The organism is Arenibacter algicola (assembly GCF_000733925.1).
In the GTDB taxonomy this organism is placed as follows: Bacteria; Bacteroidota; Bacteroidia; order Flavobacteriales; family Flavobacteriaceae; genus Arenibacter; species Arenibacter algicola.
Genome location: NZ_JPOO01000001.1, coordinates 1,584,205 through 1,597,078 on the forward strand (window position 1 = coordinate 1,584,205; position 12,874 = coordinate 1,597,078).

Here is a 12,874-nt window from a genome sequence, read left to right on the forward strand (position 1 = left end):
CAAGGACATCATTAAGTTATGAATAATCCCGGTATTACAATGGTTCTAGTGCATTAAATAATAAAAATGTCCGTCCTCAGCTCCGATCAACAAATTAGGTTTCCCGTCCTTATCCCAATCCACCACGGTTGGACTGGTAGTATGACCGGCCAATTTGGTGTTGACCAAGTTGCCTCTTTTCTTAAAGATGGTATTTCCGTTGGTTTCCCCTATATTCTCGTACCATTCAATATTCTCACTATTGGCCAAAAGGTCAAGGTCTCCGTCCCCGTCCCAATCCGTGAATTGAATTTTTCTTCGGCCACTTCCACCGGCTTCCCGCTCCGTTAAGCGAAGCAAATCGTTGCCCATGGTGCCATCCGCATTTTTAAAGATGCGTTGTCCGGGTTTTAAATAAAGTTTACCTCGCTTTTTGAACCTTTCAAAAAACGTCAAATAACCCTCGTGATCCAACATAACCAAATCCATTAGTCCGTCCTTGTTCCAGTCTATGGCGTATGGTGTTGTTCTCCATTGGGTGGCCAATTCCTCTTTTTCTGGATTCCACCAGTTCCAAGCTGGTTTTGGAACCTTGTTTTTCTCCCAGGCCACCTTAACACCTCCCATTTTCATTAATTTGGGAGCGCCTGTGGTTCCAATATTTTTGTACCATTCCACTTTGCCAAAGATAGAATTCAGTACTATATCCTTTAGTCCGTCACCGTCCCAATCGGCAACTGTGAGTGTGGTATAACCCCATTTACGTTCGGCCGGACCTTGGATGGAACCGCTGTTTCCTGCCATTATCCTAATCACTTCCCCATCTGCTTCCAAATAGACAGGTTCTTTAAAATCGGGGTTTGTTCCCCCGTCCAAATTCTCAATAAAACCAATATAGCCAGCTGAATTGCCGCAAATCAAATCCTCGTCCCCGTCATCGTCCCAATCAACGCTGAACGGGGTAACCAAGGCTCCAAATTTTAGATTTTGGCTTTTCTGCTGAATGTATATGGGCGATTTAAAAATGGGCATATTCTCCTTTACGGTACCAGTATTTTCAATAAATACAACCCTCCCGTCTTCGTCACCCACCACTAGGTCGATGTGGTTGTCATTGTTCCAGTCTAGGGCCACGGGCCGCATCATTTCCAAATCCATTTCTAGTATACCGGATGCATTTTCCAGAAATCTACCTTTGTCGTAGGAGGGGTTTTCACGACTACCGGTGTTTTCAAAATAGGTAAATCGGTTTACAAATTCGCCACATATTATATCCAGATCCCCATCGCCATCAAAATCGGCCATATTGGGCGTAGTATTGCCGTATACGTCAATAGGTTGGTTTCCGGCCAATATTTTTCCATCGTTCCTATATTTTCCTTGGTCATTGGTCAATAAATATAAGTAACCCCTAAGGTCTCCATTGGTCCATTCCCCTTTTTCATTAAAGGCGTTATCCCAGCCATATTCACTCCAGTCATCTATACCAACGATAAGGTCCATATCCCCGTCATTGTCATAATCAACATATTTCCAGTCGCTAAATCGTTCTTTGTATAGATCCAGCAGTTCAGATGCCTGGTAAAGCCCAATAGGTCTGGTATATCCATATCTTCTGAAATTGTCATATTCCAAGCCCACTCCTAAGACCCTTGGTTCCCCATCTACATAGGAGATGGCCACGTTACGCATTCCGTCACCAATTTTAATAGGGGCATCAAATATGGGGTTTACGTTTTGGTCCTTGGTGCTATTCTTGAATAAAAAGGTGCCATTAAAGGGTACATCGGTACAGGAAATAATCAGATCTATGTCTCCATCTTGATCGTAATCCATGGGTAATGGGTTGGCCCAAAGTCCAACTGCCAGATCCTTGGTAGTGGTAGTGTCCTTGTATTGTAATCGTATTAATGTTTCGTTAGCGGACTGGCTGTAGGAAACAGTTGTACATGTTAAGAACATGAAAATGATTAATCGTTTAAGCATCATAGATGGATTTTGCTAAGTTTATTATAGTTTGATAGGTATGTGAATAAAAATTTCAAATTAGTGTTTATTTTTCAAATGACCAACACTATACAAAAGGTACCTTGTAGATGCTGGTCAATACCGGTGGATATCATTTAAAATTATAGGGAATTTTGAAATATACCTTCCGTCGACCCCGATATAAGGGGTGAGTAAAAAAAATCATTTTTTTGCCAAAAGTTTAGGGTTTAATTGTTTGATCTTTCCTATTTTTGCAATCTCATTTTCGGGATGTGGCGCAGTCCGGTAGCGTACACGGCTGGGGGCCGTGTGGTCGCAGGTTCAAATCCTGTCATCCCGACGAACCACCTTTCATGTGGTGGTAAAACACTGTTAATCAATTGATTTTCAGTGTTTTTAGTTTTTATGCATTTTCTTTGATATCATTTGATTTCATATAATATCAAGGGAAAAGGTGTAGAGTTCGGTTAATGGATTAGTAAGCAAGTTGTTGTAAATTTAGGTAGCATTAAAGGCTATTTATGGTCGTCTTTGCAAACAAGTTTTGTATAATTTAAAGGACGTGTATTATGCGCAGCAACAGCACTTTAGCAGTACTTATTTTTACCCGGGACATTACTTATAATCCCGAAAAACTCACTATTTATGCCCGGATTACCATCGATGGAAGGCGTGCGGAAATTAGTTTAAAACGTTACACCTCGGTGAATGTTTGGGATGTTTCCAAGGGAAGGGTCATTGGAACATCACAAAAGGCCCGACTATTAAATAGCTATTTAGATGAGGTATATGTGCAGATTATGGAGGCACATAGGCAATTACTCCAGGAAGGAAAGGTTATTACTGCACAGTCCGTAAAAGCAAGGTTTTTAGGTCAAGACGAACAACACAAAACATTGATGGAATTGGTGGAGTATCATAATAGTACTATGGTTTCGGTGTTGAAATATGGCACCATGAAAAATTACTATACTACCGAACGCTATTTAATAAAGTTTTTGAGGGATAAGTTCAATACTGCGGATATTAATTTGATACAACTGAATTACCGGTTTATAGTCGATTTTGAACAATATCTAAGAAATTACCGGCCTGAAAAGAAAAGGCGTACCTGTAGCAATAACGGAACGATGAAACATCTGGCAAGATTGATGAAAATGATCAACCTTGCGCTAAAATTGGAATGGTTGGAAAAAGATCCTTTCACAAAATTTAAACTAAATTTTCATAAGCACAATAGGTCTTATCTTTCAGAAAGAGAGTTGCAATTGGTTGAGGAAACTACTTTTAAAGGGGATGGATATGAGAAAGTTCGCAATGTCTTTATTTTTTCATGTTATACCGGCTTGTCCTATATCGATGTCAAGGAACTTATGCAGGAACAATTGGTAATGGGTATAGATGGTAACTATTGGCTGCATACTCAAAGGGCAAAGACGAATGAAATGGTAAAAATTCCATTACTTCCTAAAGCGATAGCCATTATAGAAAAGTATAAAGATGAAATGACTTGTATTTCAAATGGCAAATTACTTCCGGTGTTAAGTAATCAAAAAATAAACAGTTATTTAAAAGTGATAATGAAGGCTTGTGGTATACATAAGAATATTACTTTTCATGCAGCGAGGCATACTTTTGCCACAACTGTGACACTTTCTAATGGTGTGCCAATTGAAACTGTTTCCAAATTGTTGGGGCATACGAAACTTACCACCACACAAATTTATGCTAGAGTCCTCGAAAAGAAAGTAGGGGAGGATATGCACAATTTGATGTCCATACTCGAACACAAGGAGCAACAAAGAATCTTCTAAACCTATATAGATTTTGAATTGGTTGAATTCATTAAAGGTATTCAAAAACCGGTAGCGTAGCGTAGAAGGTTTGAATAGCAAGAGGGTAACACGCTAAAGCGGTGTTACGGTCGCTAAAATGTTGATTTACAGTATAATATTAACATATTAAATTTGAGGTATTGTCCTATTTTTAATGTAAATCCCCTCGAAATCCCTATAATCATTGAAGTTTTTACAGTAAATACTATCCTAGTGATGTTTTCCGGTCTTAAATGACTTGGCTCCTAATATCATATTGAATATTTTAGTCATTGGGTCAAAACCCTTATAAGTTCCTATTATATCTGGATCATTATGACCCAATCATCTTATTTGTACGTAACAGTATCTTCTTAAAATCTGTATAAAATTGTGGGTGATTAACCGTGTGCAAACGTTTATTATCGGATATTGGCTTAATTTTGGTATTGGCATTGTGCTCCTGAACAAAAGCACAATGCGCCCTAATTCGATTTTAATTATCGCTTATCCACCCGAACGCTATAAAATCGAATTAGGATCCATGCGCAGGTAAGTTATGGTAAGATTTGGGGTTGAAAAGGTTAATCGGTCAAAGGAAAAAATGAGCATAGTAGAAGATGAATCCATTTTTAAAAGTTAAATTATAAGTGGTTTTAAATGCACTGATTGATTGTTTAATTTGGGATTATCATTTTATTTCTAATATAATGAGCTGATATCCAGTCTTTACAATGAAGATATGTGTACAAATAATGGACATTTCATGTAAATATTTTTTACAGTAAAATGAAAATATTTTAAGTGCTTTGTTTGTAATAATCTGATTTTTTAATTACTTGTGTTCTTGGCATAATTTTGGGCCAAGAATCAACATTCTACGGATTTTTGTATTCAACCTCCAACGTTGACCAAAAGTCTCTTATGCTTACACATCTATCAAAAACTGGAATCATGTTCAAGAATTATCTAAAAATCGCATGGAGAACTGTTCTAAAGAATAAAATAAGCTCAGTAATTAACATAATAGGATTGTCCATTGGAATCAGTGCTTGTATGGCAATACTCATCTTTGTTAGTTATGAATCTACTTTTGACGAATATCACTCCAAGTCGGAACAGACCTACAGAGTGGTACAGCATAACAAGCTGCCAAATCAAACCCTATACTGGAACACTACGGCTTATCCTTTGGCAGAAGCCCTTAGAGACGATTTTCCTGAAATTGATCTTGTAACTCAAACATTGGGGCCTGTTAGCCAAGAATTCAGTATTGTCGACAATGAGACGGTTACCAAATTCGAAGAGCCCAAAGTCTTATATGTAGACACCTTCTATCCCAAAGCATTTGATATTAAATGGATATCAGGAAATCCTGATAGTGCATTGGATAATATTAATTCGGTAGTATTGACCGAAGAAATTGTCAAAAAGTATTATGGGGCCGACATTGAAAATTACGGGTCGATTTTGGGCAATACCATTTTATCTCTGGGGGATGATCCATTAACAATCACAGGAATCATAGAGAATGTCCCGGGGAATTCCAACCAGCGTTTTAATATGCTCATTCCTTACGGGTTTTTTAAGGCAAAAAATCCCGATATGGCTAGAAATTGGTCGGGGAACCATCAAGGAACGACATTTGTAGTCCTGCAAAATAGTGAGCTTAAAAAGACGCTGGAATCCAAAATCGGAACTTGGAAAAAAAAGTACCTCAAACCTTTAGATGATAACCGTATCTCCTATTTTCTACAACCCCTGACCGATATACATAATGAAACTTTGTATGGTAGCAATATCGGTGGATATGTTATGCCTTCGAACACCCTCTACATGCTCTCCGTTGTCGCCTTGTTCATCTTGATAATTGCCATCGTAAATTTCATCAATCTGCTGACCGCACAATCGGCATCGCGTTCAAAGGAAGTTGGTATACGAAAGGTTTTCGGTAGTAAAAAGGTAGATTTGGTATTCCAGTTCATTTTTGAAAATAGCATAGTCATACTTTGTTCGTTAGGTCTTTCTGTTGCTATTCTGAGTATTTCGCTGGATCAGCTTAATGAAAACTTGTCCGTTATCGACCTACAATTGACATTTGGTTGGGAACAGCTGGGCCTAATACTGCTGATTGGCTTTACAACTATTCTGTTAGCGGCAATTTATCCTGCATTTGTTCTTTCGGCATTCAGACCTATTCGAGCACTGAAGGACAAGATTAAGTTTTCAGGAAAAGATGGCGTTGGTGTGCGTAAGTCATTGGTTACATTCCAATTCGTAATTGTTCAGATTTTCGTTATTGCGGCCATTATCTTGGGGTCGCAAATGGAGTTCTTTAAAAATGAACCTATGGGTTTTTCGTCCGAGGCAGTTGTAATGACCCCTGCCCCGGAGTTTGACAAATTGGAGGTCTATAGGAACTCGCTCCTAGAAAGCAATGGGATTTCCAAAGTTTCCTTTGGTTCTGGACCTCCCATGGCCGTTGAAGGTCTTCAGATGGGTACCAGCTTTCGCCTTCCCCAGCAATCTGCAGAGGAAGCTTTGGATGCGGAAATAAAGATAGGGGACACGAATTATTTGGATTTTTATGATCTGAAACTTTTGGCCGGAAGAAATTTCACTACCAACAAGGAGGCTTTTGACGAGTTTATAGTCAACGAGACTCTTTTGAAGGCATATGGTTGGAATCCACAAGAAGCAATAGGTAAGAAAATCCAGACTAATGAAGGTCAGGCCACTATTGTCGGTGTTGTCAAGGACTACCATAATAATTCGCTTCAAAGTAATATATCCCCTTGCATTATTATGAATTGGACGTATTTTCTAAACCGGGCCTTTGTAAAGATCGGCAATTCCGAACCACTTGAATCCATAAAGGACAAATGGGAAAATACATTTACCTCTTCCGTATTTAGCTATAGCTTTTTAGATGATGCGATCAAAAAGGAATATGTTGTGGAACAATTAGTATTTAGCGGGTTTACCATTCTTTCACTTCTTGCCATATGTATCGGATGTTTGGGTCTTTTCGGATTGATATCCTTTATCGTTTCCAGCAAGAAAAAGGAGATGGGTATCCGAAAGGTATTGGGGGCAGGAATTATACAGATCTTTTCTTTTGTCGCCAAGGAATTCCTTCATTTGGTATTGTTGGCCTTTATTATTGCCTTACCCTTTGTTTATTACTTTGGAGCTATATGGCTGGAAAATTTTACCTATCATATCGAACTATCCGTTTGGATGTTTTTGAGCGGTGGTATTCTAACCCTAATTATTGCAATTATAACCTGTAGTTTTCAATCGTTGAATGCAGCTTGTGCTAATCCGATCAATTCCCTTCGGGAAGAATGAATGCCGTTCATTTTAGTCGCTTTGATAATTCGATTTTTAATACCATTTTGACCTTCAAATCATATTCTTTTCCCATTGTTATTGTAACCCTTCCCTCAATTTTTCCTCTCTATAATAAAGATTGAGGTCGTCCAAAAGTGCCTCTTCCCCTTGCGGTAATAACCTATTGGCAATTGTAAGTGCCTGACGGATATATTCCTTTTCATATCTTTCATTGATGTTATCGTACAATTCCGGGTCGATTGTCTTCATGGCTAAGTAAACCATGGCTCGGACGGTCAATACTAGGTCTACATGGTTATCTACATAAAAGAGACTTACCTCAAACTTGTTTTTAAAGAAGGAGTGGGGCTTTAATGTAGGGTGGTGATCCAGTGCCTGATACTTTAAGCTATTGATCAATTTTTCTTCGTTCGGGTTCATAGTTCATATTTATTCAGATGATTTTGTTTTGGCATTATCCAAACCGTTCAGCTTTTCGGTTACGTGGTCCATAAAATCCATTTGACTATGGGGCAGTATATTCAGGACCAGTTCCAATACCCTGCAAACGCTGTCATGTTTGGTTACATTTTGATTGTTTGGAGACAATAGCATTCCGTTCCCGTCCAAAGCAAATACACATACTTCCAGAAGGCTCGCTATGTTCAACAGCAGATCATTGTTATCCTTAACCTCCAAGAATACCTTATGATTTCCTAATGGATTACTAGGATCTTGCTTTAAAAGCTCCATAAGATTTTGGTGTACTTTATGGATGTAGTTCAGGGTTTTACTTCTTTTCTTTTTCATAGGCATATTTTATAGTTGTCATTAGGTTTCCCAATTGGGGAGCAAATTCCGGATCTTATCAAGGAATTCCATTTCCTCATAGGGTATCATATTGAGTATATACCCGAGTACTTCACGAATGTTCTGTTCGGGTTCTGGAACGACACTATTTGGGGTGCGTTCAGCATCCAACGCCGTGATGCATACCTTTAATAAACTGGAAATCATAAAGGAGGTTTCCAGATAGCCATCGGTGATAAGGTTTACGGTATAGAGTTCTTTTTTGGAGGGGTAGCGTTTTAAGGTATGATAATGTTCCTTGGCCAATTCCCTTATTTTATGCAAGATGTCTTTTTCCTCCGATTCCTGATGTTCCACTTGAGAAGTACTCTCATTAACAAACGTGTTTTCTTTGGTTGGTTCTCGATTTTCCAAATGCTTTCGGCATTCTTTATTTATTGCGTTTTGTTCACGTTTAATTATTTTCTTTCCCATAACTACCTTTATTGATTATTAATGAAAATCCTTGTCACCTTTCGAGGTTACCATCTATTCGTATCTATTATTAATACGTGAGTATAGAAATTCGTTACTAATGTATCTAAAATTGAACCAAATTCAAAACAAAAGTGTAATAATTTTATACAAGCGTATATACTTTCTAAATTTATGTAATCAAAAATTACATTTTAGATGACTAATTTGGGCTTATACTTAGCTAAAAAATCGATTAATAAGGCGGAGGTTGCCAGAAAAACTGGGTTGAGTAAATCTCGCTTGAGTCAATTAAGTTCTAATGAAACTACTAAACTACGCGCGGATGAGCTCTATTTGATTGCCTTGGCAATAGACATTGATCCTTGCGAATTATTGAAGGAAGTATTTAAAGGAATTAAACTACCTAAAGAGTGAAGACTGTTGGGCATAGATTTTTATTGTTTTATACCAATATAAGTATGTGGAATCCGAGTTTTACTAGATACTTTGAATATTCTGCATAGCATATGCATTCTTCTGAAATATAATTGTAAGGGGCTTGTAACAAGTAAATAATTTTAATTGTATAGGAGGCAATTATAATCTATCCTTTAATACATTGATTTGCTTGCTGTGTTTTTCAGGGTTTCTTCCCTTTAGTTTTTGTAAGTTCTGCAATTTCCATTGAACAGCAGGAAATTCTTTAAAATTGTATAGACTCCAATCAGGAGTAACATTTTCAAATTTCAATAGAAAATCTTTATCGGTAGCAGTCAAACTTTTATGGATGTTTTGAATTAGTAAATTCCGGGTGGCTTCAAAATCATCATATGTAAATGGTTCATTGCTCATTCCGTCGAATTGATTGGCTATCGCGGAACGCTGATCCAATAAGTTTGGGAACAACATTTCATATATAGGTCTCTTACTTGCTAAAAGGCAAAAAAGAAATCCTTTTTTTATTTCATCAGCAAACCCCTCATTTTCTAAAAGATATTTAACATCGAACAAATCCCTTGGGTGCTGACGGTCCAATGCAGCGCAAATTTTACCTCCATAGAGTTGCCCAATTGGTACCACATGAATGGAGCAATACGCATCAAACTCCGTTTGGGCTTTATCACACAATCCTATTTCTGTTGCCGGTGCTATTATGCCTCGCATCACTTGGCTTACCTCCAATTTTATTTGGGCTTGATTAGTGGCAATTAGGAGCTTGAGTTCCTTTTCTTTATGTGTTATTCGAGCATTTGGTATTATAGTTTCAATATTGGTTTTAATTCTCAAAAGTACTTCTGAAATATTAAATAAGGAAGTTTCCCTATCCTCCACAGGAATATAGGTTAAATCAATATCCACTGAAAGTCGAGGCATATCTCGAAGAAAGAGATTGATGGCAGTACCACCGTGAAGAGCAAAGTTATTTTCTTTAGCTACTTCGGGTAGTACGCTTAATAGTAATGAAACTTGGGATTTATAATTCTCCATTTGCTAGTTCAACTGGAACGGTTATTTTATATTTTGGGTCATAAACACCATTCTTTACGATACTGCGTTTTCCACTTCCCAAATTTATTTTATCTATGTTCAGATGTTTTACCCAGCTATGGTTGGCCTTTTCAGCTAGATACATAAATAGGCGGTTTACCTTGACAGAGGTACAGTTTTCCAATAAATTTTGGACAAGGTTGGGTCTTAGATTGTTTAACCCCTCCATTAGTTGGTAACACTCTACTAATTCCTGATTTTTTGGAACCAAAAACAGGCATTCCAACATAGCCCTTGCGGCACTGGACACTTTTATGGAGAATGTTTTGAGTTCTAGTTCAACAAGGCCTATATCAGCGGGTAGAAATGAAGAACTGTGATAATCCAATTTAACACCCCAGTCGTGTTTTATGCACCAGGTGGGCAGCTTTTCATGTTGTCCACCAAAAACGGTTACCTTATTTGGCGAAAGTTCCAAGTAATGGGATTTGCCTAGTAAGGATAAGGCCGTCTTACCCCCTGGATGAATATACAGGCCAGCTTGTTTTTGAAGGGCATAGATTGCCCCCTCGTAACCAACCTTGTCACCGGAACGTATCATGGCTCCCGTTCCTATAGAGGTAAACCAATCGCTATTTCGATAGCGTTTTTGTAGATCAAGGCTGTACCCTTGCTGTACCAGCCAAGAAGATAGGTACACTACACCTGAAGCATGTGTACTTAACAATTGGTTTATTTTTATTCTTTTATCGGTACTCACGGTACTAAATTAAGCTTTTTATTAAACTAATACACCAAATAGTTTAAAAATATTTCATTATAGGTACTTTTAGTAACGAAATTTAGTATTGAATAAACTTTTAAAATTTACTTGAACTGGTATTTTCGCAATTAAGATATTACCTTCCAATTTTATTGGTGTTATTTGATATAAAGAAAACACTTGTAAGCATTAACTTACTATAAAAATTAAACTTTATATTAGTAATCCTTTAGCAACTAAAAGAAAGGATTGTAATTCTTGAAAGTAAAATAATTAATTAAACTAATCACTGGTGGATATCAAATGACTGAACCTAAGCGGATTTCAAAGAGGAAATTTCTAAAAGAACTTAATGACTTTAAAAATTTAACCCAAAAAGAAAAGAGTGAAATTTTTCAGCTCGCGTGGGACTCGAGAAAATTTGAAATTGAGTTATACTGGAAACGAGCTGGCTATTTTTGGGCTTTTCAGGCATTGGCTATCGCCGGATACTTTACAATATCCTCTTCCAATGACTACCAAGAAAAAGTATATCATGAATTTTATAGCATCTGTTTAGGGTTAATAACTGCATTAGGTTGGTATTTAATAAATAAAGGCAGTAAATCATGGCAAAGACATTGGGAAAAAATAATAGATATTTTGGAAGATTATACTATAGGTAAACTCTATAAGACAGGTACAACCCCAACCACATTTTCCGTTTCAAAAATTAATGAACTTATTAGCTTATTTTTTACACTCTCGTGGTCTTTCTTATTTCTGAATCAACTTATAGAAAATCATTTAGCCAGTTGTTGGTCAAGCGATATGGATTTAAAGATTATAGTCCCTCTTACGATGGTCCTTCTGTTTGTATATTCAGCTTTTTGGGGCAAAGGAAGAGGTCGATTTGGAAAAAGGACAATTAAGTTTTATAGGAGAAAAATAAAGTTAAATTAAATGGAACATTTTTTTTACAAGGGAGAGGAAAACATTTTGCTAAAAGTTAGTGAATACCCGGAAAAGATAGGATTTGTTAGGAAGGAATTGTCTAAAATACTAGAAATAAGGAACTTATCTTTTTTGGTAGGTTCTGGCTGTTCCATTGGAAACAACGGTATCCCTACAATGCAAAAACTTGCGGATACTTTGTTTGTATCAAATGCAGAAAAAATAAAAGGTTTTTCAAAAATATTACAAGAACTATTATTCACAGATGAGCATAAAGCGATACTAAAGACACATAAAATAGATTATTTGAAAGAACCTTTTAGAAATAATCTTGAAACATTTCTTGGAACATTATATAATTTAAAATTTTATTTAGATCAGATTAAAAACGAAGCTGATTCCAAAGAGATTAATAAGGTCATTAAACAAACAAAAAATTTTATTTTATATCAATGCTTAAACGAAGAGAATAATGGTAAAGACTCTGCAGTCATTGATAACTATAAAAGCTTCTATCGTAAATTATCCCTTCGGGATAGTAATCTTCCAAAACCCAATGTAGTGACTACTAATTACGATTTATATTCGGAAAAGGCGATGGATCAATTGGGTATCTCATACACAAATGGATTTTCGGGATTTGTTGAACGTTATTTTAATCCATCTATTTTTAATTACGCACTAGCTGAGCAAATGGATATAAGTTCATTTAAGTGGAATATCATTGATAGTTTTGTTTACCTGTTCAAAATACATGGTTCGGTAAATTGGGTAGAAGTTGAGGAAACTTCTAAGTTGTTCAATGTTAAAGAGTTACAAAACATAACCTTCGACTACCTAAGTAGCCAGAAAAATGTAATGATTTATCCATCCCCTATCAAGCAAAATTCAAGTCTTGGTTCTCCATATTCAGACTTATTTAGAGAGTTCCAAAAAAGAATTGCGCAAAATCAAAGTGTTTTTATAACTATGGGATACAGTTTTAGTGATGAACATATCAACAATTTAATATACCAGGCACTGACCATACCTACTTTTAGACTAGTGGTATTTTGTAATACCCATTACCAAGCTGATGGGGATAATAAGGTGAGAATAAATATAGAAAAACTTAGAATGCTAAATGATCCTAGAATTTGGATTATTGGAAGTAATGATTCAGATAAAACACGTTCCGGTGAGAATTATCTTCATTATTTCAACACTATTGTTGATGATTTGTTACCGGATTGGAGTGAAAATAGAATTGAAACACAGAATACTAAAATAATTGAATTGATTAACAATTCAATTGAAATTAAATAGTAAT

11 protein-coding genes and 1 tRNA gene are annotated in these 12,874 nt (G+C 36.5%); 6 read left to right on the forward strand and 6 right to left on the reverse strand.

Going from position 1 to position 12,874, the window contains the following annotated elements:
- Nucleotides 1–45: 45 nt before the first annotated feature.
- Nucleotides 46–1,941 carry an FG-GAP repeat domain-containing protein gene (locus tag U735_RS0106905; protein ID WP_198036616.1) on the reverse strand — a complete coding sequence of 632 codons (1,896 nt, stop codon included), beginning with the start codon at nt 1,939–1,941 and terminating at the stop codon, nt 46–48.
- Between the two features lie 293 nt (nt 1,942–2,234).
- Between U735_RS0106905 and U735_RS0106915 the strand changes: the two genes are divergently transcribed.
- The 3 genes from U735_RS0106915 (at nt 2,235) to U735_RS0106925 (ending at nt 7,133) form a co-directional block, all read left to right on the forward strand.
- A tRNA-Pro gene (locus U735_RS0106915) sits at nt 2,235–2,308 on the forward strand.
- Between the two features lie 229 nt (nt 2,309–2,537).
- Nucleotides 2,538–3,782, forward strand: a complete 1,245-nt coding sequence (locus U735_RS0106920) for a site-specific integrase (protein ID WP_031443127.1) — start codon at nt 2,538–2,540, stop codon at nt 3,780–3,782.
- A 954-nt stretch (nt 3,783–4,736) separates the two neighbouring features.
- On the forward strand, nt 4,737–7,133 hold the full coding sequence (locus U735_RS0106925) for an ABC transporter permease (protein ID WP_180994025.1): 2,397 nt from the start codon (nt 4,737–4,739) through the stop codon (nt 7,131–7,133).
- A gap of 78 nt (nt 7,134–7,211) precedes the next feature.
- Here the strand turns inward: U735_RS0106925 and U735_RS0106930 are convergent, their stop codons facing one another.
- Genes U735_RS0106930 through U735_RS0106940 form a run of 3 tightly spaced genes read right to left on the reverse strand, consistent with a single transcriptional unit; the run spans nt 7,212 to nt 8,399 of the window.
- Nucleotides 7,212–7,556 (reverse strand): hypothetical protein, encoded by a 345-nt coding sequence (locus U735_RS0106930; protein ID WP_031443129.1) that lies wholly within the window; start codon nt 7,554–7,556, stop codon nt 7,212–7,214.
- 9 nt (nt 7,557–7,565) lie between these two features.
- Complete coding sequence (locus U735_RS0106935; RefSeq protein WP_031443130.1) at nt 7,566–7,925, reverse strand: hypothetical protein; 360 nt, start codon at nt 7,923–7,925, stop codon at nt 7,566–7,568.
- Nucleotides 7,926–7,946: 21 nt separating this feature from the next.
- The gene (locus U735_RS0106940) at nt 7,947–8,399 is read right to left on the reverse strand and encodes a hypothetical protein (RefSeq protein WP_031443131.1); all 453 of its coding nucleotides are present in this window, start codon (nt 8,397–8,399) and stop codon (nt 7,947–7,949) included.
- A 198-nt stretch (nt 8,400–8,597) separates the two neighbouring features.
- Here U735_RS0106940 and U735_RS0106945 point away from each other — a divergent pair, with 198 nt between their 5' ends.
- Complete coding sequence (locus U735_RS0106945) at nt 8,598–8,816, forward strand: helix-turn-helix domain-containing protein (RefSeq protein ID WP_031443132.1); 219 nt, start codon at nt 8,598–8,600, stop codon at nt 8,814–8,816.
- Between the two features lie 162 nt (nt 8,817–8,978).
- Here U735_RS0106945 and U735_RS0106950 read toward each other — a convergent pair whose 3' ends face one another.
- Together U735_RS0106950 and U735_RS0106955 are read right to left on the reverse strand one after the other, a co-directional pair.
- Entirely contained in the window at nt 8,979–9,869 is an 891-nt protein-coding gene (locus U735_RS0106950) for a nucleotidyl transferase AbiEii/AbiGii toxin family protein (protein ID WP_031443133.1), read from the reverse strand.
- Nucleotides 9,856–10,629 (reverse strand): type IV toxin-antitoxin system AbiEi family antitoxin, encoded by a 774-nt coding sequence (locus tag U735_RS0106955; RefSeq protein ID WP_031443134.1) that lies wholly within the window; start codon nt 10,627–10,629, stop codon nt 9,856–9,858. Before U735_RS0106955 ends, U735_RS0106950 begins: the two co-directional genes overlap by 14 nt.
- A 306-nt stretch (nt 10,630–10,935) precedes the next feature.
- Between U735_RS0106955 and U735_RS24475 the strand changes: the two genes are divergently transcribed.
- Both U735_RS24475 and U735_RS0106965 read left to right on the forward strand, forming a co-directional pair.
- On the forward strand, nt 10,936–11,574 hold the full coding sequence (locus U735_RS24475; RefSeq protein ID WP_034248079.1) for a RipA family octameric membrane protein: 639 nt from the start codon (nt 10,936–10,938) through the stop codon (nt 11,572–11,574).
- Entirely contained in the window at nt 11,575–12,870 is a 1,296-nt protein-coding gene (locus tag U735_RS0106965; protein ID WP_031443136.1) for an SIR2 family protein, read from the forward strand.
- Nucleotides 12,871–12,874 lie beyond the last annotated feature (4 nt).